Origin of the sequence: Sagittula marina (genome assembly GCF_014196795.1) — a bacterium.
Lineage (GTDB): Bacteria > Pseudomonadota > Alphaproteobacteria > Rhodobacterales > Rhodobacteraceae > Sagittula > Sagittula marina.
Window position 1 is genome coordinate 34,818 of sequence record NZ_JACIEJ010000017.1, and the last position, 25,625, is coordinate 60,442.

Annotated in this window: 30 protein-coding genes and 1 pseudogene; 4 read left to right on the forward strand and 27 right to left on the reverse strand. The window is 62.3% G+C overall.

What is annotated here, in order from left to right; translation table 11 throughout:
• Position 1 precedes the first annotated feature (1 nt).
• The 10 genes and pseudogenes from GGQ68_RS22085 to GGQ68_RS22130 form a co-directional block, all read right to left on the reverse strand.
• Positions 2-220 carry a DUF5337 domain-containing protein gene (locus tag GGQ68_RS22085; RefSeq protein ID WP_183969856.1) on the reverse strand — a complete coding sequence of 73 codons (219 nt, stop codon included), beginning with the start codon at positions 218-220 and terminating at the stop codon, positions 2-4.
• Positions 221-247: 27 nt separating this feature from the next.
• Positions 248-940, reverse strand: a complete 693-nt coding sequence (locus GGQ68_RS22090) for a hypothetical protein (protein WP_183969858.1) — start codon at positions 938-940, stop codon at positions 248-250.
• A 185-nt stretch (positions 941-1,125) separates the two neighbouring features.
• On the reverse strand, positions 1,126-1,893 hold the full coding sequence (locus GGQ68_RS22095; protein WP_183969860.1) for an NADH-quinone oxidoreductase subunit E: 768 nt from the start codon (positions 1,891-1,893) through the stop codon (positions 1,126-1,128).
• Between the two features lie 498 nt (positions 1,894-2,391).
• Positions 2,392-3,105 (reverse strand): annotated as a pseudogene (gene nuoE / locus GGQ68_RS22100) (NADH-quinone oxidoreductase subunit NuoE); the annotation flags it as partial.
• Positions 3,106-3,155: 50 nt separating this feature from the next.
• Positions 3,156-3,482, reverse strand: coding sequence for a hypothetical protein (locus GGQ68_RS22105; RefSeq protein WP_246429506.1), 327 nt, complete (start codon positions 3,480-3,482; stop codon positions 3,156-3,158).
• A gap of 43 nt (positions 3,483-3,525) precedes the next feature.
• Complete coding sequence (locus GGQ68_RS22110) at positions 3,526-4,749, reverse strand: NADH-quinone oxidoreductase subunit D (RefSeq protein ID WP_183969864.1); 1,224 nt, start codon at positions 4,747-4,749, stop codon at positions 3,526-3,528.
• Positions 4,749-5,234, reverse strand: coding sequence for a hypothetical protein (locus GGQ68_RS22115; RefSeq protein WP_221235691.1), 486 nt, complete (start codon positions 5,232-5,234; stop codon positions 4,749-4,751). The genes GGQ68_RS22110 and GGQ68_RS22115 overlap by 1 nt, the downstream gene beginning before the upstream one ends.
• Positions 5,235-5,384: 150 nt before the next feature.
• Entirely contained in the window at positions 5,385-5,993 is a 609-nt protein-coding gene (locus GGQ68_RS22120; protein WP_183969868.1) for an NADH-quinone oxidoreductase subunit C, read from the reverse strand.
• A 188-nt stretch (positions 5,994-6,181) separates the two neighbouring features.
• On the reverse strand, positions 6,182-6,706 hold the full coding sequence (locus tag GGQ68_RS22125) for a NuoB/complex I 20 kDa subunit family protein (protein ID WP_183969919.1): 525 nt from the start codon (positions 6,704-6,706) through the stop codon (positions 6,182-6,184).
• Positions 6,706-7,071, reverse strand: coding sequence for an NADH-quinone oxidoreductase subunit A (locus GGQ68_RS22130; protein ID WP_183969870.1), 366 nt, complete (start codon positions 7,069-7,071; stop codon positions 6,706-6,708). The genes GGQ68_RS22125 and GGQ68_RS22130 overlap by 1 nt, the downstream gene beginning before the upstream one ends.
• 360 nt (positions 7,072-7,431) lie before the next feature.
• On the opposite strand from GGQ68_RS22130, the gene GGQ68_RS22135 reads away from it, so the two are divergent.
• Positions 7,432-8,178 carry a glutaredoxin family protein gene (locus GGQ68_RS22135; RefSeq protein ID WP_183969872.1) on the forward strand — a complete coding sequence of 249 codons (747 nt, stop codon included), beginning with the start codon at positions 7,432-7,434 and terminating at the stop codon, positions 8,176-8,178.
• 1 nt (position 8,179) lies between these two features.
• On the opposite strand, the gene GGQ68_RS22140 is transcribed toward GGQ68_RS22135, so the two are convergent.
• The 15 genes from GGQ68_RS22140 to GGQ68_RS22210 form a co-directional block, all read right to left on the reverse strand.
• Positions 8,180-8,566: a hypothetical protein gene (locus GGQ68_RS22140; RefSeq protein ID WP_343056049.1), complete on the reverse strand. Its 387-nt coding sequence runs from the start codon at positions 8,564-8,566 to the stop codon at positions 8,180-8,182.
• Between the two features lie 3 nt (positions 8,567-8,569).
• Positions 8,570-9,349, reverse strand: coding sequence for a crotonase/enoyl-CoA hydratase family protein (locus GGQ68_RS22145; protein WP_183969874.1), 780 nt, complete (start codon positions 9,347-9,349; stop codon positions 8,570-8,572).
• 43 nt (positions 9,350-9,392) lie between these two features.
• A complete protein-coding gene (locus tag GGQ68_RS22150) occupies positions 9,393-10,247 on the reverse strand; it encodes a hydroxymethylglutaryl-CoA lyase (protein ID WP_183969876.1) in 855 nt (284 codons plus the stop codon).
• A 208-nt stretch (positions 10,248-10,455) separates the two neighbouring features.
• Entirely contained in the window at positions 10,456-11,133 is a 678-nt protein-coding gene (locus GGQ68_RS22155) for a glutathione S-transferase family protein (RefSeq protein WP_183969878.1), read from the reverse strand.
• Positions 11,133-11,402 carry a hypothetical protein gene (locus tag GGQ68_RS22160; protein ID WP_183969880.1) on the reverse strand — a complete coding sequence of 90 codons (270 nt, stop codon included), beginning with the start codon at positions 11,400-11,402 and terminating at the stop codon, positions 11,133-11,135. Before GGQ68_RS22160 ends, GGQ68_RS22155 begins: the two co-directional genes overlap by 1 nt.
• Positions 11,399-13,330 carry an acetyl/propionyl/methylcrotonyl-CoA carboxylase subunit alpha gene (locus GGQ68_RS22165; RefSeq protein ID WP_183969882.1) on the reverse strand — a complete coding sequence of 644 codons (1,932 nt, stop codon included), beginning with the start codon at positions 13,328-13,330 and terminating at the stop codon, positions 11,399-11,401. The genes GGQ68_RS22160 and GGQ68_RS22165 overlap by 4 nt, the downstream gene beginning before the upstream one ends.
• 27 nt (positions 13,331-13,357) lie before the next feature.
• Positions 13,358-13,780: an ASCH domain-containing protein gene (locus GGQ68_RS22170; protein ID WP_183969884.1), complete on the reverse strand. Its 423-nt coding sequence runs from the start codon at positions 13,778-13,780 to the stop codon at positions 13,358-13,360.
• A 77-nt stretch (positions 13,781-13,857) separates the two neighbouring features.
• Positions 13,858-15,459, reverse strand: a complete 1,602-nt coding sequence (locus GGQ68_RS22175) for a carboxyl transferase domain-containing protein (RefSeq protein WP_183969886.1) — start codon at positions 15,457-15,459, stop codon at positions 13,858-13,860.
• A gap of 52 nt (positions 15,460-15,511) precedes the next feature.
• Positions 15,512-15,883 carry a hypothetical protein gene (locus GGQ68_RS22180; protein WP_183969888.1) on the reverse strand — a complete coding sequence of 124 codons (372 nt, stop codon included), beginning with the start codon at positions 15,881-15,883 and terminating at the stop codon, positions 15,512-15,514.
• Entirely contained in the window at positions 15,883-16,485 is a 603-nt protein-coding gene (locus GGQ68_RS22185) for a hypothetical protein (protein WP_183969890.1), read from the reverse strand. The genes GGQ68_RS22180 and GGQ68_RS22185 overlap by 1 nt, the downstream gene beginning before the upstream one ends.
• On the reverse strand, positions 16,482-18,020 hold the full coding sequence (locus GGQ68_RS22190; RefSeq protein WP_183969892.1) for an AMP-binding protein: 1,539 nt from the start codon (positions 18,018-18,020) through the stop codon (positions 16,482-16,484). Before GGQ68_RS22190 ends, GGQ68_RS22185 begins: the two co-directional genes overlap by 4 nt.
• On the reverse strand, positions 18,020-18,505 hold the full coding sequence (locus GGQ68_RS22195) for a lysozyme inhibitor LprI family protein (protein ID WP_183969894.1): 486 nt from the start codon (positions 18,503-18,505) through the stop codon (positions 18,020-18,022). Before GGQ68_RS22195 ends, GGQ68_RS22190 begins: the two co-directional genes overlap by 1 nt.
• Positions 18,502-18,894 (reverse strand): DUF1622 domain-containing protein, encoded by a 393-nt coding sequence (locus tag GGQ68_RS22200; protein ID WP_183969896.1) that lies wholly within the window; start codon positions 18,892-18,894, stop codon positions 18,502-18,504. The genes GGQ68_RS22195 and GGQ68_RS22200 overlap by 4 nt, the downstream gene beginning before the upstream one ends.
• Before the next feature lie 21 nt (positions 18,895-18,915).
• Positions 18,916-19,203: a hypothetical protein gene (locus GGQ68_RS22205; RefSeq protein ID WP_183969898.1), complete on the reverse strand. Its 288-nt coding sequence runs from the start codon at positions 19,201-19,203 to the stop codon at positions 18,916-18,918.
• A 25-nt stretch (positions 19,204-19,228) separates the two neighbouring features.
• Positions 19,229-20,389 carry an acyl-CoA dehydrogenase family protein gene (locus GGQ68_RS22210; protein WP_183969900.1) on the reverse strand — a complete coding sequence of 387 codons (1,161 nt, stop codon included), beginning with the start codon at positions 20,387-20,389 and terminating at the stop codon, positions 19,229-19,231.
• Positions 20,390-20,599: 210 nt separating this feature from the next.
• On the opposite strand from GGQ68_RS22210, the gene GGQ68_RS22215 reads away from it, so the two are divergent.
• Together GGQ68_RS22215 and GGQ68_RS22220 are read left to right on the forward strand one after the other, a co-directional pair.
• A complete protein-coding gene (locus GGQ68_RS22215; RefSeq protein WP_183969902.1) occupies positions 20,600-21,964 on the forward strand; it encodes a sensor histidine kinase in 1,365 nt (454 codons plus the stop codon).
• Between the two features lies 1 nt (position 21,965).
• Complete coding sequence (locus GGQ68_RS22220) at positions 21,966-22,385, forward strand: response regulator (RefSeq protein WP_183969904.1); 420 nt, start codon at positions 21,966-21,968, stop codon at positions 22,383-22,385.
• Here GGQ68_RS22220 and GGQ68_RS22225 read toward each other — a convergent pair.
• A complete protein-coding gene (locus GGQ68_RS22225) occupies positions 22,370-23,578 on the reverse strand; it encodes a DegT/DnrJ/EryC1/StrS family aminotransferase (protein WP_183969907.1) in 1,209 nt (402 codons plus the stop codon). The genes GGQ68_RS22220 and GGQ68_RS22225 overlap by 16 nt on opposite strands.
• Positions 23,579-23,668: 90 nt before the next feature.
• A complete protein-coding gene (locus tag GGQ68_RS22230; protein ID WP_183969909.1) occupies positions 23,669-24,352 on the reverse strand; it encodes an HAD-IA family hydrolase in 684 nt (227 codons plus the stop codon).
• 128 nt (positions 24,353-24,480) lie between these two features.
• On the opposite strand from GGQ68_RS22230, the gene glmU reads away from it, so the two are divergent.
• Positions 24,481-25,625: bifunctional UDP-N-acetylglucosamine diphosphorylase/glucosamine-1-phosphate N-acetyltransferase GlmU (glmU, locus tag GGQ68_RS22235; protein ID WP_183969911.1), on the forward strand; the 1,145-nt coding region annotated here is incomplete at its 3' end.

A 25,625-nucleotide genomic window follows, 5' to 3' on the forward strand; every position in this document is an offset into this window, starting at 1 on the left:
CTTATCCTTCATGTTCCTGGCGCGCGCGCCACAGTCCGTATATCATCCAGATCGCCCAGATAAACCCCGCCAATGCGACAAGATCTAACAAAGCGCGCAGGCTCTGGGTCCAATCCAGAGCCTGCCCCAAAGCAGTCACCGCGATCCAGAACAACCCTACACCGGCAATTGTCAACGCAACCTTGCGCCCACGCCGGTTCAGTTCTTCCCTATCAGCCATGTCTGCTCTTCAGTCTTTGATATACAATTATTTCAGCAGCTCGGAGGCTTGAGCCACCCAGCCATTCTTGGACGCGCGGCCACGCACGCCCGCAATATTTGCGTCAATCCAAGTCACATTGTCCTCGGACCATGCCGCAATCTGCGAAAGGTGGTAAATCCCTGCCGCGTTGAGCGTTTCGGCCAGCTTTGGTCCAACGCCCGTGATTACGGTCAGATCATCCATCTCACCCTTGGGTGCGTCGAACAAGTCAGGCGCGACGCCCAACATCGACTCAGTGCTTTCGTCTACTGTGGCGACCGTATTATCAGCGACGTCAGCCGCAGATTCGGCTGCAACTTCGGTCGTCTCAGCCACTGTTGCACTCATCGTTTCAGTGACGTCTTCCGCCGCATCGGCGGCGGTTTCCACACTCTCGTCTATCGCGACGGCAGCAACTTCGGCGATCTCTTTGCTGCTATCCGCAACCGCTTCCGTGGTTTTGTGGGCAACAGGCGCGACCACTTCCGGCATCTTTGCCTTGCCAGTCGGGTTGCAGATCGAGCCGAACCCTGTGGTCGCGAATGGCATTTCCGTCATCTTCGGCATTTGGGCCATCGGCAGCCCCTGCCACGGCAACATCGCCAATTCCATCATGGCTTGGCTGGTTTCAATCACCAACTTCGTCTGCATCTCCATCATTTTGATGACAGGAGAGTAATCGGGTTTGAAAGATATCATCGGGCTTATCATCATGGCTCAGTCCTCGCTCATTACGCAGGATGCGGATTTCTTGCCGCATCGCGTGCCTTGAAGCGCCGTTCCTCCCCAACAGTGCCGCCTTAAGGCGTGACACAACCAGAAAAGATCTGCAAGCCGCGCTGGTGTCGCAGGACGCCCGCACGGACGCCATGCGACAAGAATTTTCAGTAAACACCGCCTTTTTCGACGCGTTCAGAAAAAGCAGTTTCTTCACCGGACGCAAGTATCTTTGCCTGCGCGCGCCACTCGTCACGACTCACCCGGCCCTTGAAACCCTGAAGGTTGGCATCAACCCATGCGACTTCTTGGTCCGACCACGCGGCGATCTGATCAAAATGATAGACCCCCAGCGAATGACACGTCTCCTCCAGCTTGGGACCGATACCTTTGATTTCCTTGAGATTATCAGGCTGACCGTTGCGCGGAGCGTCGAGAAGCGCGGGCTGCTTGCTTTCCTCCGTGCCCGTCTTGGCATCGTTAGCGTCAAACTCGTTTTTGCCCGGGTCACGGTCGTTCGATCCCTCTGGCGAACCATCCTTTTTATAAGTCCAGGTGCCTTTGCGTTCTGCCAGCTCGGCCTCCCCGGACAAAGGCTTAGAAGGTTTAAGCTTGGACGCTGTCTCAGTCGATGGATCCGCTTCGGACGGCTTTTCCGCTTCAGGAGCGGCATCTGTCGCAGCAACCTTTTCCGCCTCGCCAGCGTCATTGCTTTCGTCCGTGGACGACGTCCCAGCCTCTTGGCCGTCTGCCAATTCCGCGTCGCCGGACAATTCAGTGGAGGGCTTCTCACGGGAACCAGACTGATCTGCAACGCCAGCGGCGTCTTCCGCTTCAGGCTCAGAGGCACCTTCAGAGGAATCTTCACGCGCCGTGTCCGCTCCAGAAACACCGCGCGTGTCTGTCGACGCAGGTGCAGTCGCCGCGGCGACCAAAGCCCCCGCTGTACCGGTGACGCCTGCCGCTGCCGATTGGGCACTGACCGTCGCTTCATGCGCAGTCACATCGCCACCGGGTTTAGCAGCGGTAGACACAGGTTTCGAAACCTTGGGAATAGGCGCGCAGAACAGCCAGTCAAACAGCAAACCCAGCAAAACAAAGGCCAGCCCCCCGAGGATCAGAGCAGCGCCAAATCCCTTCCCCAAGAGCAACAGGAAACTAAGTACCCCCAGCGCTCCGGCCATCCCCCAGCTCTTCATCTTGCAATTGCCATCCGTCCGCATGTCGGCACATCTCCCATCTGTTCCCTGCACTGGCAGGATTCAATTTTCACTTTCTTAACACTCTTGCCCGTCTCAGCCGCTGAGGCAATTCCGGAATCCGCTCTTTGGACAAAAGCACAACGCCCGGCGCGTAAGCACCGGGCGTTGTAAACCTGTCTGGTCAAAAGCTGTTTGCGCAGGCGTGCCCCGCGCGTCTCACACGCTGCGGGTGCCCGACTGGTCGTTCCAAGGTGCTTTCAAAGGCACCTCGGTCCCATCAATCCGTTTGATCGTGTCACCGATGTCATGCGCCAACTGCACAGACGCGTTCATTGTGATCGAGGCGTTCACGTACTCGGTCAAAGTGGTCGCGCCGCCTTTGGGCTCTGACCCCATTCGGCCATTTTGCGGACCCGCTTTCGGAACGTCGCCGTTGGCCAAAGCATCCAGCAAATTGCCAAGCTTTTCGACCGTCAGGTCTTCGTAATAGTCTTTCCCGATCTGTGCCATCGGCGCATTGGTGCATGCGCCCAAACACTCGACCTCTTCCCACGAAAACTTGCCGTCCGCGGACAAGACATGCGGCTTTTCGGAAATCTTTTCGCGACAGACACCGACCAGATCCTCTGCACCGCAAATCATGCAGGACGTCGTCCCACAAATCTGAATATGTGCAACAGAACCAACAGGTTGCAGTTGAAACATGAAGTAAAAGGTGGCGACTTCCAATACGCGAATATAAGCCATTCCAAGCATGTCGCCGATGGCTTCCATCGCAGGGCGGCTCAACCAGCCCTCCTGCTCCTGTGCGCGCCACAACAAGGGGATGATTGCCGAAGCCCGACGGCCCTCGGGATATTTGGTGATCTGTTCTTTCGCCCAGGCAAGGTTCGCCTCGGTAAATGCAAAGCTCTCGGGTTGGTCCGGGTGCAGCCTGCGCAGCATGTGGTTCGTCCCTATAACTGGCGCATGGGAAGGCCCAAGCGCGACAATCTTCAGCCCGCTTGGGCAACTTCGATGGCGGGTTCCGTCACCGGCACACAGGCCCCGACGACCGAGCGCACACCGCCATTTTCCAGCGACACGGCCTGGTCCCGCGCGACTTTATACTGCGCGATTTCGATAACCTTCTCGCGCGGCAGACCTGTCTGCAGTTCCACAGGCAGGTAATCGGATTCATTCACCAAATCACAACCGATGGAGGCGACAGACGCGTCCCATGCGGCCAGAACTTCAGGCGTAGCCCCTTCCGGGGCCATCCCAAGCTCCACGCAGCCAGCGGTCAACGCCAGCGCGGGCAAGGCCAAAACCAGTTTCATCATTGTCGTATTCCTCACTTCGGACCCCCTGTTCGGCCAAACCGCCTCAGCGGTCAACCTCGCCGAACACGATATCCATCGTTCCGATAATGGCCGCCACATCCGCCAACTGGTGGCCAGAGGCCACATGGTCCATCGCCTGAAGGTGCAGGTAGCCAGGCGCACGCAGCTTGGCCCGGTAGGGTTTATTTGTACCGTCCGCCACCAGATACACGCCGAATTCACCTTTGGGCGCCTCAACACACGCGTAAACTTCACCTTCAGGTACGTGAAAGCCTTCGGTGTAAAGCTTGAAGTGGTGGATCAGCGCCTCCATCGAGGTTTTCATATCCGAGCGCTTCGGCGGCGTAATCTTGCCGCGCGCCATGACATCGCCCTGCCCTTCGGGCGCGCGTAACTTTTCGATGGCTTGCAGCATGATAGAAACCGATTGGCGCATTTCTTCCATGCGGCACAGATAACGGTCGTAGCAGTCGCCGTTTTTCCCGACCGGGATCTGAAAATCAAATTCGTCGTAGCATTCATACGGCTGCGCGCGACGCAAATCCCAGGCAAGCCCGGAACCGCGCACCATCACGCCAGAGAAGCCCCAGTCCAGGATCTCCTGCTCTGTCACGACCCCGATATCCGCGTTCCGCTGTTTGAAAATACGGTTCTCGGTCAGCAATCCATCCACGTCCTCAAGGAACTGGGGGAATTCATGTGCCCATGTCTCAATGTCGTCGAGCAGCGCCGGCGGCAAATCCTGATGCACACCGCCGGGGCGGAAATAAGCTGAGTGCAGGCGTGCACCGCAGGCCCGCTCATAAAAGATCATCAGCTTTTCGCGCTGTTCAAAGCCCCAAAGCGGCGGCGTCAGCGCGCCCACGTCCATGGCCTGTGTCGTCACGTTCAACAGATGGTTCAGCACACGACCGATTTCCGAATACAACACACGGATCAGGGACGCACGGCGTGGCACTTCCACCCCGGTGAGACGCTCGATCGCCAGGCACCAGGCGTGCTCCTGATTCATCGGCGCCACATAGTCGAGGCGGTCAAAGTACGGCAGGTTTTGCAGGTAAGTCCGCGATTCCATCAGCTTTTCTGTGCCACGATGCAGCAAGCCAATGTGCGGATCGCAGCGTTCCACGATCTCACCATCGAGCTCAAGCACAAGGCGCAACACGCCGTGTGCCGCCGGGTGCTGTGGACCAAAGTTGATGTTGAAGTTGCGGATCTGCTGTTCGCCTGTCAGGGCGTCCTCGAAACCTTTGGAGCCGTCCATCATCAGTGCCTCCTTCTGCCGGATTTGGCCGCGCGCATCAGCGCCAAGCCATCCGGACCATAATGATGCGCGAACAAACCCGCGCGATCCTCGATCATTTCGTTGGGCAGCCGGGCCGCCAATTCATCAAGACACATCGCGCCGTTTTCCGGCTGCGCCACCTTGCAGACAAAGCCGATAAGCGCCGGCATCTCCAGCTCCGCCTGTCCGCTCTCGGCGCAGTTGAGCACAAACGCGAAGGCCCTGGCGGTAAATTCATCGTCACCACGAGAGACAATCATCTCAAGAAGGTCCCAGATCAATCCACGGGCGGACCCGTCTTCAGCAAAAAAGCCCGTGCAAACCAACGCGTCGGACAAGTCGATCATTTCAGGCAGCAGTTCATTGGCCCAAGCGATCCACTCCTCGCCGCTTTCCAGCATGGCGATGGCCTTTTCGGGCTCCCAGCCCTCACGCTCAAGCGTCTCGATATCCGTTTCGAAGCTCACGTCGCCTCGTATCCTTTCGTTCACCATAAGCATTCCAGCCAACAGTGCCTTGTTATATCCCACAACGGGGAAAAGCCGCGCCTCCGGTCCGAGCGGTCCCGTCTGACACGACTTGGGGGCTTTGTCACTGTCAGACACCGCCCCCGTCATTCACTTCGCCTCTTCGGTCTTCTCATCTCCAGGAAGCACATATTGCGCACCTTCCCACGGCGACATGAAATCGAACTGACGGTATTCCTGGACCAGCGACACCGGCTCATAGACCACGCGCTTTTGCTCTTCGTCGTAGCGCACTTCGGTATAGCCCGTAGTCGGGAAATCCTTACGCAGCGGGTAGCCACGGAATCCATAGTCCGTCAGGATGCGGCGCAGGTCCGGATGACCGGAAAACAATATGCCGAACATGTCGAACACTTCCCGTTCGAACCAGTTGGCGGACGGATGCACCGGCACGATGGACGGCACCATTTCGTCGTCGCGGATCGACACCCGCAACCGAATGCGGTGGTTCTGATACATCGACAGAAAGTGATACACGACGTCGAACCGCTTGGGCCGCTGAGGGTAGTCCACAGCAGTGATATCCACCAGCGACGAGAATTTGCACGTTGAGTCGGTCTTGAGGAAATCGACAAACCCGCGGATGTTTGCGGGGGCCACGTCGATGTTCAACTCACCGTGGGTCACATCCCAGGCCAGCACGCAGTCGGGCCGCTTGACCTCGATATGACCACCCAGTTCTTTCAGCGCATCGGTCATGCGTCCACCTTTCTCAAAGCATCAACGGCAACGATGGCCCGACCCACCTCGGGTGCGGCGGAGTGAAACCGGACAGTTTGCGCAGCAAAACGAGCCGCAACGGGCCGGACTATCCAGATGCGGGCCAAAGCAGCGCCGGAAGTCAGTTCAACCATATCACCAGGATTAAGGTCAGCCATCAATTTACCTCAGCGCACCAGGGTGCCGGTGCGGCGTATCTTCTTCTGCAACGCCAAGATGCCATAGACCAGGGCCTCTGCCGTGGGCGGGCACCCGGGCACATAGACATCGACCGGAACAACCCGGTCGCAGCCACGCACAACAGAATAGGAATAGTGGTAATAACCACCGCCATTGGCGCAGCTGCCCATGGAAATCACATAGCGTGGTTCTGGCATCTGGTCGTAGACTTTGCGCAGCGCAGGGGCCATCTTGTTGGTCAACGTTCCCGCCACAATCATCAGATCTGACTGGCGCGGTGACGCGCGCGGTGCGATCCCGAAGCGCTCAAGGTCGTAGCGCGGCATGGAGCTGTGCATCATCTCAACAGCGCAGCACGCAAGACCGAACGTCATCCAGTGCAACGAGCCGGTGCGCGCCCAGTTGATGATGTCCTCGGTCGACGTGAGCAGAAAACCCTTGTCCTGCAACTCCGCGTTCAGCGACTGCGTAGCGTGGTCACGATCACCGCCAGCGGTGTTCACCCCTGTCATCACTCCCATTCCAGCGCCCCTTTCTTCCATTCATAGGCAAATCCTGCGGTCAGGATTCCCAAAAAGACCATCATGCCCCAGAAGGCCACGTCGCTCAGGCCCTGGAACGCAACGGCCCATGGGAACAGCATAGCGATCTCGAGATCGAAAATGATGAACAGGATCGCGACCAGATAGAATCGCACGTCGAATTTCATCCGGGCGTCATCGAAGGCATTAAAACCACATTCGTACGCCGACACCTTCTCAGGATCGGGGTTTCGCACAGCGACAAGAATCGCGGCGAAGATGAAAACCAGACCAATGAGTATGGCGATGGCCAAGAAAACCAGGATCGGCAGGTATTCCCGCAGCATGTCTTCCACGAGGCAGCTCCTCAATAACCGGGGGGCGCGACCGCAGCAGGCGCCCGCGACTTTCGTCCGATCACGGCTTAGCCCCGCAGCCCGTCAGGGTCAACAAGCGGCAGCGATATTCAAAAGATTGATAACAAACAAGTTCCCGCCCCATCGCACCATTGCGACGATTTTGGGCACAGTGTCCTCGCCCTCTTGCCTTTGATGCAACAGGATTTTTCAAGGTTTGCCGTCCCGATCAATGGCAACTCTGTTTGCAAAACCCATCCAGGCCCACCTTGGCGTGGTACATAGTCGCGGCAGGAACCCTGATGACGAACCTTGAGTTATCTCAGAGTGTTGCGAACGCTTTTTTGAAAGGAGTCCCCCATGGCACTCGACACCACAGCCAACCATGCCCGGCTTTATCGCATGGCCATGCCGGACCATCTTTGCCCCTTCGGCCTTAAATCCAAGGCGCTTCTCGAATCAAAGGGCTACACGGTCGAGGATCACTTGCTGGAAACGCGCGAGGCAACTGACCGCTTCATGGCGGAACACGACGTAGAGACCACGCCGCAGACCTTTATCTCCGGCGAACGTATTGGCGGCTACGATGACCTGCAGCGGCACTTCGGAAAGACGCCCCCCGAAGACAAGGAAAAGACATACACCCCTGTCATCGCTGTTTTCGCAACGGCTGCCCTGATGGGACTGGCCATCGGCTTTGCCGCAGGGTTTGGTGCGGCGGCCACGGTCCGCACGATCCTGGCGACGGCAATGGCACTTCTGGCGGTTCAAAAACTGCGCGACGTCGAAAGCTTCTCGACCATGTTTCTGAACTACGACCTGCTGGCGCGTCGCTATGTGCCGTATGCCTATGCCTACCCCTTCCTCGAAGCGGCTGCCGCGATATTGATGCTCGCCGGGACAGCGGCGTGGATCTCCGGCCCGGTGGCCCTCTTTATCGGAGGGATCGGCGCAATCTCTGTCATCAAGGCCGTCTACGTCGACAAGCGAGAACTGAAATGCGCCTGCATGGGGGGATCATCCAACGTGCCGCTGGGCTTTGTGTCCCTGACAGAAAACCTCGTCATGGTGGTCATGGGCATCTGGATGCTGGCGACACTGCTCTGAGCTACATCACGGCGGCGCGCGTCATGACCATGACGTATCCCGCCAGTCCGGCCATCACCAGCGTGACCGGAAACCAGATCGCGCGCTCTGCCGCGGAGGGTGTGATTGCGGTCAAAACGCAGCTCGCACCGCTGACGCCGAAAGCCGCCCATCCAGTCCACAGCGGCCACCCCAAGGGAAAACCGGCCGCATTGATGATGGCCAGCGCCTGAAAGATCTGGATGGGGATCGAAACCGCCGCCACAGCGCGCCCGGTCAGTGGCAGGCGTCCGGCATATCGCCCGCCTTGTGTCCAGGTCCCAAGTGGCGCCCCCGCGATTAACGCCAGCTCGAAAAACACGCTCCCGAGACATCCGATCGCATAGAGGTGCGCAATCTGCTCCGTCACCGATCACGTCACCCAAGGAGCCTTTCGCTTGTCAAAAAACGCCGCGATTCCCGCCTGCGCTTCGTCGGTCTCCCAACGATCTGCCAGCGCCTCGATGGCCATGTCCACGTCTGTCGACGACACCTCCCCCGACAAAGACCGAAGCAAACGCTTTGCATCTTTCACCGCTCCCGGCGCACAGGCCAGGTAGGGCGACACCTCCGCCTGCACGGCAGCGTCCAGATCATCACCCATCACCGAGCCGTTCAGCAGCCCCAGATCGACCGCCTGCGCTCCGTTGAACACCTTGCCGTTCATAAAGACCTGCGCAGACGCACGCGCGCCGAGCTTTGCCACCACATATGGCCCGATGTTGGCAGGAATCAGACCCAACTTCACCTCGGTCAGAGCAAACTTGGCCGTATCGACGCCGATCGCCACGTCGCAAACTGAAATCAACCCAAGCCCGCCACCAAAAGCGTTGCCTTGCACACGCCCGATCAGCGGCTGCGGCAGGCGATACAGCGCCCCCAGCGCTTCCGCGATGCGACCGGATTCCCGCACGCGCGTCGCCCGGTCCATGCCGAACTGCGCACGCATCCAGGCGAGATCACCCCCCGCACAAAAGGTCCCGCCGTCCGCCTGCAACACCACAACACGCACCGCCGCGTCGTTGGAGATCCGGTCAACAGCCTCGACGAGTTCGCCCATCATGCGCGCCGACATCGCGTTATGCTTTTCTGCACGCGCCAGCGTGATACGCGCCACACCGTCCTCTGTCGTCTCGACTCTGATCTCTTCCATCTTCTCTCCCACCTCGCCTAAGGCTTCTGCCTCGATCCAACGCTCATCGCGCGGACCGCATCCCCTTCGCCCGCATCGCCGCTTGCGCCAAAACCGTGCGATCCAACCCTGTCTCATAGCCAAGCGCCGTGACCATATCATGCACGGCTTCGGTCGCGACGTTCCCCGCCGCCCCCGGCGCATAGGGGCAACCGCCCAACCCGCCGACCGCCGCATCGAAAACACGTATCCCCCGCGCCAATGCAACACTGATGTTGTCCAGCGCCCTGCCCTCGGTGTCGTGGAAATGCCCGGCCAGCCGCTCCGCTGGCAGCTCTTGCAAAACAGCCTCCAACATCGCGTCCACGGCCTCCGGCGCACCGCGCCCCAAGGTATCGCCCAGAGACACCTCATAGCAGCCCATGTCCCGCAAGGAGGCGGCCACCCGCCTCACTGCGTCCGGCGACACAGCCCCGTCATAGGGACATTCGACCACGCAGGACACATAGCCCCTCACGCGAATGCCCTTGGCGCGCGCCGCTTCGCACACAGGCTCAAAGCGTGCCAAACCCTCGTCGATGCTTGCGTTGATATTGGCCTTTGAAAACCCCTCAGACGCCGATCCAAAGACCGCCACCTCATCGGCTTTTGCCGCGATGGCGCGCTCCAGCCCTTTCAGGTTCGGCGTCAGCGCTGCATAGGAAACACCGGGCGCGCGAACAATCCCGGCCATAACCTCGGCGCTGTCCGCCATTTGCGGCACCCACTTCGGGCTGACAAAGGAGGCACATTCGATCCGCGCAAACCCCGCAGCAGACAGCTCATCGACCAAAGCGATCTTGTCTTCGGTCGCGATCTGTCGCGCTTCATTCTGCAGCCCGTCACGCGGGCCAACTTCAAATATCTCTACGCGTTCCATTTTTCCGCTCCTCCATGTTCGCGGCTACGGGCGCTTGCGAACCGGCTCGCGTCCGCATTTCTCGGGGTTGCGTGCCAGCCCACTCCTGCAAGCCGCGTGACGGGGCTTATGCCACTCCCGCCGGAAAACAGCCTGAGGCCGACGCGCGCCAGCGCGGCCGCCGAGACACGAGCGCGCGTCAGCGCTCCTTTGAATATCCCGGCGCGGATCATGCCTCCGGCACAGGATAGAAACTCTGTGCGTAAAACCTCTGCGCCCCTTCCCGCGCGACGCTGCGCTGGTGGGCCGCGCGTTGTTCCATCCGGGCCTTATACGCGCTGATCTTGGGAAACTCGTCCATCCGCACGAAAAACGGCGCAGCAAACAGATTGAACCCCTGCATCACATCCGCAGCCGAAAATCCGCTCTCCAACAACCACTCATGCTGCAGACCCGCTTCCAGACCGCGCAGCGTCTGTTTCAGCCGGGCCACCTGAAGCTTGATCACCGACGGCGACGGTTTCGCCGGAGGCCGCAGAAAAACCATCTGCAGGTTGAGGTTTTCAATAAGGCTGGCCTGCGTTTCCGCGTAATGAATCCATTGCAGGTAGGCGGCGCGCTCCGAGTCATCGACACCCCGCCCCAAGCTCGGGGCAAACCGTTCCGTCAGGTATTCGACGATGGCACCGGATTCGCTCATGGCGAGCGTACCTGTCTCCGTTTCCATCTCGATCGCCGGGATGCGCACCGCCGGGGAGACACGACCAAGCTCGCTGTCGGCCATCTCTTTCGTCCCGATACGATGCTCGATCACCTCCAGACCGCCGAACGTCTCGACGCCGATTTCCTCCAGCAGCCAAAGCACGCGGAACGACCGCCCGTATTGCACATGATGCAGCTTGATCATCAGATTTCCTCCCTAAGCAACCAGACGCCTTTATTGTCGCGCTCATAGCGTTGGCCCATCTTCGGCAACTCTTGGCGCGCAAGCAAAGGCCACGCCTCCAGCACATCTCCGAGCCGCCCGTACCGCGCGTCTGTCAACCGGCACACACCGCACCAGACGGTCCATGTCCGGTCCAGATCCGCCGCCACCGACACCGCGCGCCCGAGGTCTTTTGCCACCTCGGGGCACAGGGTCACGGGGCTGTGGGCCGGCAGCTCGGCAAAGGTCATGCCTCCTCCATCACCACCAGCGCGGCCCCGGCGGTCACTTGTTCGCCCTCGCTGACCAAAACTTCGGCGACTGTGCCATCGGCCTGCGCGGTCAGCGTGTGTTCCATCTTCATCGCTTCCAGCACGGCAAGCCGGTCGCCCGCCTTGACCTGTTGCCCGGCCTTCACGTGTACGGACACCACGCGCCCCGGCATAGGGGCCAGCATGGCGCCGTCACCCGCGCCCTCCGCCGCCTTTGCCAAGGGGTCGATCACATCGAATCGCAGGCCAAAATCGGCAAAGACCGTCACCGCCCCCGCACCGACAAAGACACCGCCCCCCGGGACGCCGTCGAACTGCCATCCTGCGGCGCTGCGGGTGCAGTCAACCTGCGCCTCGCCCACGGCCACCGAAGCTGCCGTGTCAGAGGTGACCGTGACCTTCATCGTTTGCTCGACCTCGCCGTGGCGCAGCACGACGCCCCGCGGCACAGGTGTCCAGAGCGCAAAGCCAACCTCCCAGCCGCGCGCCTCGCTCAGCCCAAGCGCGCCCAGCGCCGCTTCGGCCCAATGGCGCGGCGCCACCTCTGGCATGGCCGTCAAAGCCTCCAGCTCGCGCCCGATCAGCCCGGTGTCCACCTCTCCGGCTGCAAACCCGCCGTGTTCCGCCAAAGCACCCAGAAAGGCGAGGTTCGTCACCGTGCCCGCCACCCGCGTCTGTCGCAACCCGCGCGCAAGTTTCTGCAACGCCACCGCGCGCGACGGCCCATGGACCACCAGTTTCGCAATCATTGGATCGTAATGCGGGCTGATGTCGTCGCCCGCGCGCACTCCTGTCTCCGCCCTGACGCCCGTCGGGAACGTGAGCTCTGCAAGATGCCCGGTGGCGGGCAGGAACCCGGCGGGAACATCCTCGGCGTACAGCCGCGCCTCAAACGCGTGCCCGGTGATCGTCAGGTCCTCCTGCTGGCACGGCAGGCTCTCGCCCAGCGCGACACGCAGCTGCCATTCCACCAGATCGACGCCGCAGATTTCCTCCGTCACCGGGTGTTCCACCTGCAAGCGGGTGTTCATTTCCATGAACCAAAAGCCGTCGGGGCGCAGGCCGTTCGCGCCGTCGACGATGAACTCCACCGTGCCCGCGCCGCGATAGCCGATGGCCTCCGCCGCGCGCACGGCCGCATCCCCCATGGCCGCGCGCATCTCGGGGGTCATCCCCGGCGCGGGAGCTTCCTCGATGACCTTCTGATGCCGTCGCTGCAAGGAACAGTCCCGTTCAAACAGATGCACCGCCCGTGTGCCGTCACCAAAAACCTGCACCTCGATATGCCGGGGACGCTGGATGAATTTCTCGATCAGCACCGCGTCATTGCCAAAAGCTCCGCGTGCTTCGGCTTTGGCCCGCTCCAGCGCATCTGAGAACTCCGACGGGTCTTCGACCAGACGCATACCCTTGCCGCCGCCGCCGGCAACCGCCTTGATCAACACGGGGTAACCCACCTGATCGGCCTCGGTCTTCAGATGATCGGGATCCTGATCCTCGCCCATGTAGCCGGGCACCACGGGAACACCCGCCTCGGCCATCAGGCGCTTGGCGGCGTCCTTCAGACCCATCTTGCGGATTGCGTCCTCCGTCGGCCCGACAAAGACCAGCCCCGCAGCTTCCACATCGCGCACGAAGTCCGGGTTCTCCGACAGGAAACCATAGCCGGGATGGATCGCCCCCGCGCCGGTGTCCAGCGCCGCCTGAATGATCCGATCTCCGCGAAGGTAGCTCTCGCCCGGCGCGGCCGCACCGATACACACCGCCACATCCGCCATCTGCACATGCAGCGCGTCCCGGTCCGCCTCCGAATACACGGCGACACAGCGCAGCCCCATGGCACGCGCCGTGCGCATCACGCGACACGCGATCTCCCCGCGATTGGCCACCAGTAGCGTATCAAACATCGGCTTTCTCCTCCCCACAGCGAATGGTCACGCGTAGTCCTCCACCACGCGGAACCGTTCGCACATGATTTCCATGTCTTCCGCCACGCCGCCCGAGCGCGAGAAATAGGCGCGGTACACCTTGCGCCAGTGCGCGAGATCGCGGAACTCGCCTTGGGCGGCGACAAAATCCTCGTCCATCTCGTCAAACCGGCGTGTCGTGACCTCCACCGTCTCCACCATAAGCGCGGGCGTGCCGTTCCAGTTCAGCGCAATGTCGCGGCGTCCCACCTCTGGCAGCGCATCCCCGCCCCGGCCCTGGTAGACGCGCATGGCCTCCACCGTGGCGGTCTTCCTGCCCGCCCGGACAAGGTCGGTGATCTTGTTGCAAAGCAGTTGTGAATCCCCGTAGCGGAATGTCTCCGCATCCGGGTTCTCATCGACGATCTCTTGCAGGGTCTTGCGGGTCATAGGTTTGGTCCAATTCGTAAAAGCATAGGCGCGGAGCATTCTGCACCCCGCTCAGGATCTGCCACGTAACAGAGCACCTACATGCGGAACACGCCAAAGCGCGTCTCTTCGATGGGCGCGTTCAGGGCGGCGCGCAGCGACAGGGCAAGCACCTTGCGCGTCTTGCGCGGATCCACGATGCCGTCGTCCCACAGCCGGGCGGAGGCATAGAGCGGATGAGACTGCTCCTCGAACATCTCCAGCGTCGGTTTCTTGAACGCCGCTTCCTCTTCCTCGGACCATGTGCCACCCGACCGCTCGATGGCGTCGCGCTTCACCGTGGCCAGCACGCCCGCCGCCTGCGGTCCCCCCATGACGGAGATCCGGGAGTTCGGCCAAGTCCACAGGAACCTCGGCTGATAGGCCCGCCCGGCCATGCCGTAGTTCCCAGCCCCGAAAGAGCCGCCCACCAACAGCGTCACCTTCGGCACCGAGGTGGTCGCAACAGCCGTCACCAACTTGGCCCCGTGTCGCGCGATGCCTTCGTTTTCGTACTTCCGGCCCACCATGAAGCCGGTGATGTTCTGCAAGAACACCAAGGGGATCTTGCGCTGTGAACACAGCTCCACGAAATGCGCGCCCTTGGACGCACTCTCGGAGAATAGCACACCGTTGTTGGCGATGATGCCGACGTCCATGCCGCACAGCTTGGCAAAGCCGCAGACCAGCGTTTCGCCAAAGCGCGGCTTGAACTCGTCAAAGTACGATCCGTCCACCACCCGCATGATGACCTCGCGGATATCGTAGGGGGTGCGCAGATCCGCTGGCACCGCGCCGAGCAGCTCCTCGGGATCGTAGCTCGGGTCTTCGCCGGCGTTCAGGTCCAGGCCCTGGCCAACGCCACCAAGCGACCGCACCGCCCGCCGGGCCAGCGCCAGTGCGTGGGCGTCGTCCTCCGCCAAGTAATCCGCGACACCGGACAGGCGCGTATGAACATCGCCGCCGCCCAGATCCTCGGCCGTCACGACCTCCCCCGTGGCGGCCTTCACCAAAGGCGGCCCGGCAAGGAAGATCGTTCCCTGTTCCTTCACGATGATCGACACATCCGACATGGCAGGCACATAAGCGCCCCCAGCGGTACAGGAGCCCATCACCACGGCGATCTGCCCGATCCCCTTGGCGGACATGCGCGCCTGATTGTAGAAGATCCGGCCAAAGTGGTCGCGATCCGGGAACACCTCGTCCTGATTGGGCAGGTTCGCCCCGCCGCTGTCTACCAGATAGACGCAAGGCAGAGCGCATTCCTCTGCGATCTCCTGGGCGCGGAGGTGCTTTTTCACCGTCATCGGGTAGTAGGTGCCGCCCTTCACGGTGGCATCGTTGCAGATCACCATGACCTGCCGCCCCTCCACCAGACCGACACCGGCGATCACTCCGGCACAGGGCGCCGCGCCGTCATACATGCCATGCGCGGCGACCGCGCCGACTTCCAGAAACGGCGAACCGGGGTCCAGCAGGCCGGCCACGCGCTCCCGCGGCAGCATCTTGCCCCGCGACAGATGCCGGTCCCGTGACTTTGCGCCACCGCCTGCGGCCGCTGCCTCGGCAGCCTCCCGGATCACCTCCAAAGCCGCCAGATGCGCCGTCCGATTGGCCTTGTAAGCTTCCGAGCCGGTCAGAACCGCTGATGTCAAACGCATGTCTTTCTCTCCTCCCCGGCAGGTCGCATGTCCGCGCCCGCCGCCGTTTCCCTCAGGCCTTCACCACAGGCCGCCGCCGCATGGACCACGTGGTCCACAAGCTGCCAAACGCCATGCCCAGCGTCACAACCACGAACAGCATTCCGCCCAGCGCCAAGGCACCCAGATCGAACTGCGCCCTTAACCAGTAGGTCAGTGCCAATCCCACTGCGATCAGCATCACCATGCCGACCGTTCCGATCATCCCCTTTGGATCACGCGGGTCGGATTGCAGCCGCAGCGGTGTGTCGCACTCCGGACATGGCAGCACATCCGTCCCGCTGCGTTGCCAGACGCGCTTGCTGCCTTGCTTGCCGATAAAGATCGGTTGCACCGCGTCGCACTCCGGGCAACGTCGATCCGCCTTTGCCGATGCCTTGTCCATCACTGGTCCCCCCTGTCACGTGCCAAAGGGCGCTGCGGGGGCGGCACATCCGCCCAACCCGCGTCCACTGCGGTCTCCGCCGCGCCGAGGTAGCGCGCCAATTGCCAAGTCAGAAAAGCGTTCGACAGCCGGTTGTTTGCCTCCCACGCGGTGCACCAGGTCCCGCGCTGCGGCAGGTCGCCCGCGCAATCCGGCCCGGCAGAGCTTCCCTGCGCCAATGCGTAGACCCGTGGATACAAAGCCTGCTCAAACGGCCCGCCCTTGTCCGCGACCGCTTCGGGCTCCGGCAAACTGGCGCGGACCTTCTCGGCCAAGGCATCCTGTTGCTCGGCAAACTCCAGTTGGCAGGCCTGAACAGCCTTCAACGCGCCCTTGCGGTCACACAGCACGAAGCCAACAGACCCGCAGTAGCCAACCCCCCGGGTATCGCCGATCTCGAACTCCTGCGCCTCGCGCATTCCCGTCAGCCCGCGCAAGGCTCGCTCGTACCGCGCAGCTTCCTCGTCCATACAGGCCTTGAAGGTTGGCAGCGGGTCAAAGCCCTCCGCCTCCTGCGCCATCACGGGCGTCCCGATCGCCAGAAGGACCGCCAGCAGCTTCATGCGTCCTCCTCCGTGGCCATACGCTTCAGCTCCTTGCGGATCACCTTGCCTGTCACCGTCATCGGCAACGCCTCGACAAACGCGACCTCACGCGGATAGCTGTGATGCGCCAGTCGCGCCTTCACCCAATCCTGCAGGGCGACTTCGCTGACATCCTCACCCGGTTTTGCAACCACATAGGCTTTGACGATCTCGGTGCGCAGCGGGTCCGGCTTGCCCACCACCCCCACGGTGGCGACACCGGGATGGGTCATCAGGCAATCCTCGATTTCCGACGGACCGATGCGATAGCCAGAGGATGTGATGACGTCATCTTCCCGCCCGACAAAGCGCACGAAACCGTCTTCGATCACGCCACGGTCTCCGGTCACCATCCAGTCGCCCCGAAACTTGTCCGCCGTTGCCTCGGGGTTGTTCCAATAGCCCAGCATCATGGACCCCGCCCCCCGCCGCACGGCGATGTCGCCTTCCCCGTCACAGGGCAGACCATCGTCCCCGATCACCGCCAGATCGACCCCCGGCACCGCGCGGCCAAGGCATCCGGGCCGCGCCGGGAACAACGCCCCGCAAGAGCTGCCGACCATGTTGCATTCCGTCTGGCCGTAAAACTCGTTGATCTGCACGCCCAGCGCATCGCGCCCCCATGCCAGCATCTCCGCGCCCAACGGCTCCCCCCCTGAGGCGACGGAGCGCAGGCCGCTGACCCGCTCACCCGAGGCTTTCAGCATCCGCAAAACGGTCGGCGGCAGAAACACGTTGCGCACCCCTTGCGCCACAAGCGCACCCAGGGTTTCTGGCGAAAACTTCGCCCCGCGCGCCGCCACCACAGGCACGCCCAGCGCCAATCCCGGCATGGCCACATCGAACAGCCCGCCGATCCACGCCCAGTCCGCAGGCGTCCAGAGCATGTCGTCCGCCATCCCAAGGAAATCGTGGCTCATCTCCACACCCGGCAGATGCCCGGTCAGCACCCGGTGTCCATGCAAGGCGCCCTTCGGCTTGCCCGTGGTGCCGGAGGTGTAGATCAGCACCGCTGGCGTCTCCGGTCCGGTCTCCGCCATTGGCGCGTCCGCCTCCGGTCCAAGATCAGCGGCCACAACGGACACCACGTCAAAGGGCGACAGCATCTCGCGTCCCTCGCTGTCGGTCACGACAACGGATGCGCCGCTGTCCTCCAATCGGGACCGCAGCGACTCCTCGCGGAACAACTTGAACAAGGGGACGCTGATCGCACCCATGCGCCAGACCGCGATATGGGCCGCCGCGCACAGCGCCTCCTGCGACAGGAGAACGCCCACCCGGTCCCCCGCCACGACGTTGCGCGCGCGCAGCGCCGCCTCCACCTGGCGGGACAGGCGGTAGAGCGCGCCGTAGCTGACCTCTTCCCGCCCATCGGACAAATCCAGCAGACACGGACGCTCCGGCTCCCGACGCGCCCAGTCATCGCAGACCTGCGCCGCCATATTCAGCCGCGCGGGAAAGTCGCACCGGACCCCCTCGCGCAAGCTGTCGTATGTCTCCCCCCGGTTCAGCATCAGCGCACGTAGTTCTCCAGATACAGGGCCTGTTCCCCCGTGGTGAGCATCAGACACCCGGTCGCAGCCGGACCGGCCCCGGTGCCGCCGGACCACAGCGCCGCCGCGTAGGTGCAGCGCGCATCGCGGAACGGGATCCAGGCCCGCTGCATCTCGCGCAGGGCATCCGCCTGCGATGGCGCCGACCAGCCGCCTGCCTTGGCTTCGGCATCCGCCGCCTTCGCCTCTTTCATACGGGCCCCGTAGGCGGCATTCAGCCGCGTGTCCCAATAGGCCCGCTCCGCGTCCAGGCACCCACCCATCCCGACGGTGGAGTCACCGCCGTCCGTGTCCTCCATGCACTTGTCCGCCGACGCGCCGATGCAGGACACGCCCGCGCCCGGGTCTTCCATCAGGCATTGCATCGTTGCTTCAGGCGAAAACGTGACGTCTTGCGCCAATGCGCCCACCGGCAGAACCGCCAGTGCCATGATCAAAGCTTTCATTCTGCGATCTCCCGCTTGAGTTGTTCCAACTCCCGATCAAGGAAGAAGGAGGTAATGGATCGAATGATGACCAGCATCAAAAGGAACACAAGGTCCATGAAGGCAAGGCTCAGCGCCGTGTGGATCACATCCGAGACGATGAACAACTCCAGACCCGACAGGATGTAGCGGCCCAGCGCAATGCGCGCCTTGTTCATCCGCCGCACCCGCGCGCCGCCGGACCCGACCTCGGACACCGTGACCGCCACCACGAACCGCGCGGCCCCCACCAGCAGCAATGCGATGGCGAACAGGTCGATGCCAGAGGCCAGCCATTCCAGCCCATGCACAACCCACGCCAGTTCGCCGTGCAACACGCCGCCTTCGGTCTTCATCTCCCATATGCTCATATCAACGCCTTGTCTCGTCCGTCAGGGCCTGATCGAAGTTCGCTCCGACACCAGCCCGCCAAAGCGGTTGATGCCATACTCGCGCACTTCGATCCCCCGGACACAACGCAGATGCAGCCATGTCGTTTCCCCCGGCGTGGCGGTGCAATCGCTGACCAGCCCGCCGCTTTGCCGGGCGTAGCGTTCCGCATAATGCGCGATGGCGTCGCTTTCGGTCAGATGCGCGTCGATAAAGCCCAGGCGAAAGAACATCAGCGCCCCCACCAGCACGAACAACCCCAGCAGCACCCACCACATCCAGCGTGGCATCAGATCACGCCCCCTCGCGTCAAGATTACATGGTGCCCATCAGTTCGCGCCCCACCAGCATCCGGCGGATTTCCGATGTGCCTGCACCGATCTCCATCAGCTTGGCATCGCGGAAGATCCGCGCCACCGGCGCATCGTTCAGAAAGCCTGCGCCGCCCAGCGCTTGCACCGCCTGATGCGCCTGCACCATGGCTTGCTCACTGGCGTAGAGACAGCAGGCGGCCGCATCCTGTCGGGTCACATCGCCCCGATCACAGGCCTTGGCCACCTCGTAGACATAAGCACGGGCAGAGTTCATCGCCGTGTACATATCCGCGATCTTGCCCTGCATCAGCTGAAAGCTACCGATCGGTTGGCCGAACTGGTGCCGGTCACGCATGTAAGGCATCACCTCGTCCATGCAGGCAGCCATGATCCCCAGACCAATGCCCGCCAGCACAACGCGTTCGTAATCCAGCCCGGACATCAGCACGCGCACGCCCTTGCCTTCTTCGCCCAACACGTTCTCGAACGGCACTTCCACATCGTCAAAGATCAGCTCAGCCGTGTTAGACCCCCGCATCCCCAGCTTGTCGAAATGCGGGCTGGTGGAAAAGCCGGTCATCGACTTCTCGATCAAGAACGCGGTGATCCCCTTGGCACCTGCCTCCGGATCCGTCTTGGCATAGACCACCAGCGTATCCGCGTCCGGCCCATTGGTGATCCAGTACTTGTTGCCGTTCAGCACGTACCGGTCGTTGCGCTTTTCCGCGCGCAGCTTCATCGACACCACGTCAGATCCCGCAGACGGCTCTGACATCGCCAGGGCGCCCACATGTTCGCCCGAAATCAGCCCCGGCAGATACTTCGCTTTCTGTGCCGCGCTGCCGTTGAGATTGATCTGGTTCACACAAAGGTTCGCATGTGCCCCGTAAGACAAGGACACCGAGGCAGAGGCCCGCGCGATCTCCTCCACAGCGACGGTATGCGCCAGATAGCCCAGCCCCGCGCCGCCATTGGCCTCCGGCACCGTGACACCAAGCAATCCCATCTCCCCCATCTCGCGCCAAAGCGCTGCGGGGAATTCGTTTGTTCTGTCGATGTCGGCAGCAAGCGGCTTCACCCGCTCCTGCGCCCAACGGTGGACCATCTCGCGCAGCGCATCCACATCCTCGCCCACGTCGAACTTCATGCTGGCCAGAAACACAGGCTCTCCTCCCTCGTGTTTTGCGCCCGATTTATTGAACGCTTGTTCATTAAGCGGAGAAACACCCCATCCGTCAATGGTCCAGTGCCCCCGAATTCATGGATGAACGCCGCGTCGCTGCGTTTCCACGCCAAGGCACCCAGTTCGGCAAACGTTTCTTAACCCGGCGGGCGCATGATGAAGAAAATTTTATGAAGGCGCGCTCGCTGTATGCCCCGCACCAAACGTCACATCGCCCGGAGCATCGCATATGCCGGCGGGTTTCTCGCCGCCGCCAGCTGCTCCGCGTGGTTTTGGCTGGAACATGATCGGCTTCTGACGCGACAAACCGAGCTGGCCAGCACCGTCTTGCGACTGGAACGTTTGACCGGCTACGTCGGCTTCATCCACGATTTCAAAAATGCCGTTTTGCGACCGGCGGAACCCGTATATCTTCAACGGGCAGAGGACCAGTTTGCCGCCGCCATGCAGACACTGGACGATCTGCAACAGATTGCCCAGTCCGAGGCGCTGGACAGCGATCTGAGCGCCTATCGTGCGACATTGCTGAAATATCACGACCACCTCGTTTTGCTGCGCGAAACGCCATTTGATTCATCCAACATCGCGGACGCCGATGCGCTTGTCCGTGTCAGGGACTCCGCCGCGCGCGAAAACCTCGATGCGCTCACCGCCCAGCTCAGCCGCGCGCTGGCGGACCGGGCGGCACCGGTCCAGCGAAACCTTATGGTCAGCTTGGCCATCTCGTTGATTTTGTTGACCCTTCTGGTGACCGATCAGGTGCAGAACGCGCGCATTCGTGCGGAGCGGGACCGTCTGGAAGCACGTCAACAGATGTTGGAGGCGGAACAGCGCCACAGCGAGGAACTGGCTCAGAGCCTGGACCAATTGCGACAGCTCAACCGGGAACAGGCGGAATTCACCTATTCCATCTCCCACGACCTGAAATCGCCGACCATCACCGCGCGCATGCTGGTCGCGGCCCTCCAGGAAGACCTGTCTCCCCGCTTGATGGCGCAGGATCAGGAGCTGCTGGACGATCTGGATCAGGTGCTGGGCCGGATGGCCATGCTGACCACTGACATGCAGAACTACACCCAGGCGCTGAACACCGAAGAGCTGCGCGAAGATGTGTCCCTGGACGATGTGCTCGACGGTGTGATCGACGATCTGCGCGCCGACATCGCCAGCGCCGAGGTCAGCATCCAGCGCGCGCCGTTGCCAAGCCTGCAAGCCAGCCCGCACCAGATGCGCAACCTTTTGCAAAACTTGCTGCACAACGCGCTGAAATTCGCCCGCACCGACGCACCGCTGAAGATCGCCATTGGCGCCAGTGACGCGAAACCCGGTCACGTAGCCTTTTACATCGCCGACACTGGCATCGGTATCGCGGAAAATCAGCATGACGCGATCTTTCGTCCGTTTGCGCGGCTGCATCTGCGCGAGCAATTTGATGGCTCCGGACTTGGCTTGCCGATCTGCCTGCGCATCGCGCGGGCGCATGGCGGCGGCATCACTGTCGACAGCACCGAAGGCGCGGGCTCTACTTTCACAGTCACTTTAAAGGCCAGCTGATATGATCAAGCACTTGATGACCATCGACGACGAACCCATCGACCAGAAAATGTACCGCCGTCTCATCAGCAAATCCGGGATTGTAGAAACCCTGCACCAACCCATGTCCGGGCAGGAGGCGCTGAATTTTCTCGCAGCGCCCGACTGCCCGAAAATCGACGCCATGCTTTTGGACATCAACATGCCGGGCATGAGTGGGTTCGATTTTCTGGAAAAGGCGCAGGCTGCGCATGGCAACAGCTTTGTGCGCTACGCGGTGTTGATGCTCTCGTCCTCCACCCGACGCCAGGATCAGGAACGCGCCGCCGCCTTCCCCATGGTCCAAGACTACCTGGCAAAGCCTCTCACGATCGAGGCCCTGGAAGCTATCGACAAGAAGCTGGCAGAGATAAACGCCTCCCCGGCTCAGTCCATTTCATAGACGGTCGAGACCACGGACCGGATGATTCGCGCGATCTGGGCACAGTCTGATTCGGAAAAGGTCAGGGGCAGTCGCATGTCCAGAAGCCCCCGCAACACACGGTCCGTGGCGGGCATCGGCTGGCTGGCCGCATAGCGCCAGGAGTCGTAGCGCGAGGTAAAGCCCACCGGCTCCGCCCCGCCGAACCACTTCAACTCCACACCACGCGCCGCACAGCGCGACAGCACCTCGGTGACCTTCTCTGCCGGCCAATCCAGTAGCAAAAATTGGATCGATGACCCGACAGACCGCCCACGAGGATCGCGCGGGATCAACCGCAGGCCGGGCGTGTCGCGCAGTCCGGCCTCCACCACCCCATAGCGCGCATTCCAACGCGCCACCTGTGTCTCCAACCCGCGCAACTGCGGGCGCAGGATCGCCGCGCGCAGGTTATCCATGCGCCCCGAGACATTCGGCGTGTCATATTTCACCCGCTCGAACACCTCAGGCGCAGGCGCCGCGCGGTGGCGTTCATACAGCATGTAGGATCCCGACAGCAGAATGGCGCGCGCCGCGACCTCCTCATCGTCGGTCACCAGCAGGCCGCCTTCGCCGGAATTCACATGTTTGTAGGTCTGCATCGAATAGCATCCGATCCGCCCGTGCCGACCGGAGGGCACCCCCTCCCAAACCGCGCCCATGGTATGCGCGCAGTCTTCGATCACCGTCACATCGGCTGCATCACAGATCGCCGTAAGCTGCCCCATGTCACACAGATGCCCGCGCATATGGCTGAGCATCAGCACGCGCACGTCCGGGGCGCTGACCTGCCGCGCCAGATCATCCAGGTCGATCACCAGGTCTTCGGTCACGCCGACAAAAACCGGTGTCGCCCCAAGGCTCGCGATCGCCCCGGGCACCGGCGCGAGGGTAAAGGCATTGGTCAGCACCTTGTCGCCCGCCTGCACCCCCACCGCGCGCAACGCACATGCCAGCGCATATCCGCCAGAGGCCACCGCCACGCAAAACCGCGCGCCCACAATCTCGGCGAATTCTTCTTCCAGCGCCGCGGCCTCGGAAATTTCGTCGCCCACAGTGTTATAGCGATGCAGCCGCCCATGGCGCAGCACCGCAAGCGCGGCGGCGATTCCCTCCTCGGGAATGGGCTCCTGCTGGGTGAAGGCGCCGGTAAAAGTCTCAAGAGTGTCTGTCATGACGGTATCTCGCGCGGATCACATGCGCAGGTCAATCACCTTCGCGCGCGACATAATTCACCGTTTTGGCAGACGCAAAATTCCACGGGCTCAGCCGATCAGCCGCCGCACCGCCTCGGCCAATTCATCGAAGTGGTCGATGGTCGCGTCGGGTTCCAGGGCCTTCACACCGTCGCCTTCGGGCGAGAACGTCACCAGAAGGCTCGGCACGCCTGCGTTGCGCGCGGTCTTGTGATCGGTGTCGCTGTCGCCGACCAGCAAAGACGCCCCCCGCGATCCGCCGCAACCGTCTACCGCCGCCCAGAACGGTGCCACATCCGGCTTGCGCGTGGGCAGTGTATCGGCCCCGATCAGCGAGCCGAACAGATCCCGCACGCCAAGCGACCGCATCAGCTGCTCCGCCATGGCCGCGGGTTTGTTGGTACAAATGCCCACCGCATAGCCATCGCGCCGCAGCCGCTCGACCGCCTCCACCGCTCCGGGGTACATGACGGTGTGCACGTCCAGCGCCCCGGCGTAGGCATCGAGCAGCGGCTGATACCACGCGTCGATCAGTTCGTCGGACAGGCGCCCGGCGCGTTCCAGCCCCGTGCTCAGCATCCGCCGCCCGCCGCGCACCGCGACGCCGGCATCCGACACCGGATCAAGCCGCGCCAAGCGCCGTTCCGCCTCTGACAGTTCCATCGCATCGAAACACACGTTCGCAGCGGCCACCAGATCGGTGCTGGTGTCGGCCAGGGTTCCATCGAGATCGAAAATTACACAAGGCGTCATGCGGTGCTCCTCAAAGCGTTGGTTAAACATGTGTCACACGTCGCAATCAAGCGTGAGAGCGGCCGCCTTGCCATGCGCAGTGAAACCTATAGAACGGCCCCAGTTAAAGAACAAACCGGATTGATTTCATGCCTATTGCCCTGATTGTCCTCGGTGCCGGCAAAGGCACCCGGATGAACTCTGATCTCCCCAAGGTTTTGCACAAGATCGCCCATGCCCCGATGCTCTGGCACGCCATGCGCGCCGGGCGCCCGCTGGAGCCGGAGGCCTGCGTGGTTGTCGCCGGTCACGGCGCCGACGCGGTGGAGGCCAGCGCCCGCGCCTACGATCCGATGGCCCAGGTGGTGCGCCAGGACGAACAGCTCGGCACCGCCCACGCGGTGGCGCAGGCGTTCCCCGCGCTCGAAGGCTTTGACGGCGATGCCATCGTGCTCTACGGCGACACGCCCTTCATCTCGGAGGCCACGCTGGAGGCCATGATGCAGGCGCGCCGGGCCCATGACGTGGTTGTCCTGGGCTTCGAGGCCGCAGACCCCGGCCGCTACGGGCGCCTGGTGACCGAGGGCGACCAGCTTCTCAAGATCGTCGAATACAAGGACGCCAGCGCGGCCGAGCGCGCCCTCACCCTGTGCAACTCCGGCGTCGTGGCGGCGGACAAGACCACGCTGCAACAGCTCATCGCCGAGGTCGGCAACGACAATGCCTCCGGCGAATATTACCTCACCGACATCGTGGAAATCGCCCGCGCGCGCGGCCTGTCCGCGACGGTCGTGCGCTGCCCCGAGGCAGAGACCATGGGCGTCAACTCCCGCGCAGATCTGGCGGTGGCCGAGGCCGCGTTCCAGACCCGGATGCGGGCCGAGGCGCTTGACCTCGGGATCACGCTCGCCGCGCCGGAGACCGTCTTTTTCGGCTGGGACACGCTGATCGGCCGCGACTGCGAGGTTGAACAGAACGTGGTCTTCGGGCCGGAGGTCACGGTGGAATCCGGCGCCCGCATCCGCGCGTTCAGCCATCTCGAAGGCTGCCATGTCTCGCGCGGCGCCGTCGTGGGGCCTTATGCCCGGCTGCGCCCCGGCGCGGAGCTGGCCGAGGACGTGCACGTCGGCAACTTCGTCGAGGTCAAGAACGCGCAGCTGCACGCCGGCGTCAAGGCCAACCACCTGACCTACATCGGAGACGCCGAAATCGGCGAAAAGACCAACATCGGCGCAGGCACCATCACCTGCAACTATGACGGCGTGTTCAAGCACAAGACCACCATCGGCCGGAA

Bases quoted from the DNA above. Each gene is read 5' to 3' on its own strand.
- GGQ68_RS22145 (WP_183969874.1), bottom strand. From the start codon at position 9,349: ATGGAAGAGATCAGAGTCGAGACGACAGAGGACGGTGTGGCGCGTATC.
- GGQ68_RS22205 (WP_183969898.1), bottom strand. From the start codon at position 19,203: ATGCCACGCTGGATGTGGTGGGTGCTGCTGGGGTTGTTCGTGCTGGTG.
- GGQ68_RS22125 (WP_183969919.1), bottom strand. From the start codon at position 6,706: ATGACAGGGGTGAACACCGCTGGCGGTGATCGTGACCACGCTACGCAG.
- GGQ68_RS22110 (WP_183969864.1), bottom strand. From the start codon at position 4,749: ATGATGGACGGCTCCAAAGGTTTCGAGGACGCCCTGACAGGCGAACAG.
- GGQ68_RS22215 (WP_183969902.1), top strand. From the start codon at position 20,600: ATGCCCCGCACCAAACGTCACATCGCCCGGAGCATCGCATATGCCGGC.
- GGQ68_RS22170 (WP_183969884.1), bottom strand. From the start codon at position 13,780: ATGACCCGCAAGACCCTGCAAGAGATCGTCGATGAGAACCCGGATGCG.
- GGQ68_RS22175 (WP_183969886.1), bottom strand. From the start codon at position 15,459: ATGCGTTTGACATCAGCGGTTCTGACCGGCTCGGAAGCTTACAAGGCC.
- GGQ68_RS22150 (WP_183969876.1), bottom strand. From the start codon at position 10,247: ATGGAACGCGTAGAGATATTTGAAGTTGGCCCGCGTGACGGGCTGCAG.
- GGQ68_RS22185 (WP_183969890.1), bottom strand. From the start codon at position 16,485: ATGAAGCTGCTGGCGGTCCTTCTGGCGATCGGGACGCCCGTGATGGCG.
- GGQ68_RS22105 (WP_246429506.1), bottom strand. From the start codon at position 3,482: ATGATGAAACTGGTTTTGGCCTTGCCCGCGCTGGCGTTGACCGCTGGC.
- GGQ68_RS22155 (WP_183969878.1), bottom strand. From the start codon at position 11,133: ATGATCAAGCTGCATCATGTGCAATACGGGCGGTCGTTCCGCGTGCTT.
- GGQ68_RS22195 (WP_183969894.1), bottom strand. From the start codon at position 18,505: ATGAAAGCTTTGATCATGGCACTGGCGGTTCTGCCGGTGGGCGCATTG.
- GGQ68_RS22090 (WP_183969858.1), bottom strand. From the start codon at position 940: ATGATATCTTTCAAACCCGATTACTCTCCTGTCATCAAAATGATGGAG.
- GGQ68_RS22200 (WP_183969896.1), bottom strand. From the start codon at position 18,894: ATGAGCATATGGGAGATGAAGACCGAAGGCGGCGTGTTGCACGGCGAA.
- GGQ68_RS22230 (WP_183969909.1), bottom strand. From the start codon at position 24,352: ATGACGCCTTGTGTAATTTTCGATCTCGATGGAACCCTGGCCGACACC.
- GGQ68_RS22220 (WP_183969904.1), top strand. From the start codon at position 21,966: ATGATCAAGCACTTGATGACCATCGACGACGAACCCATCGACCAGAAA.
- GGQ68_RS22190 (WP_183969892.1), bottom strand. From the start codon at position 18,020: ATGCTGAACCGGGGGGAGACATACGACAGCTTGCGCGAGGGGGTCCGG.
- GGQ68_RS22225 (WP_183969907.1), bottom strand. From the start codon at position 23,578: ATGACAGACACTCTTGAGACTTTTACCGGCGCCTTCACCCAGCAGGAG.
- GGQ68_RS22120 (WP_183969868.1), bottom strand. From the start codon at position 5,993: ATGACCGATGCGCTGAAAGAACTGGGTGGTCATATCGAGGTCAAGCGG.
- GGQ68_RS22165 (WP_183969882.1), bottom strand. From the start codon at position 13,330: ATGTTTGATACGCTACTGGTGGCCAATCGCGGGGAGATCGCGTGTCGC.
- GGQ68_RS22085 (WP_183969856.1), bottom strand. From the start codon at position 220: ATGGCTGATAGGGAAGAACTGAACCGGCGTGGGCGCAAGGTTGCGTTG.
- GGQ68_RS22180 (WP_183969888.1), bottom strand. From the start codon at position 15,883: ATGGACAAGGCATCGGCAAAGGCGGATCGACGTTGCCCGGAGTGCGAC.
- GGQ68_RS22160 (WP_183969880.1), bottom strand. From the start codon at position 11,402: ATGACCTTTGCCGAGCTGCCGGCCCACAGCCCCGTGACCCTGTGCCCC.
- GGQ68_RS22135 (WP_183969872.1), top strand. From the start codon at position 7,432: ATGGCACTCGACACCACAGCCAACCATGCCCGGCTTTATCGCATGGCC.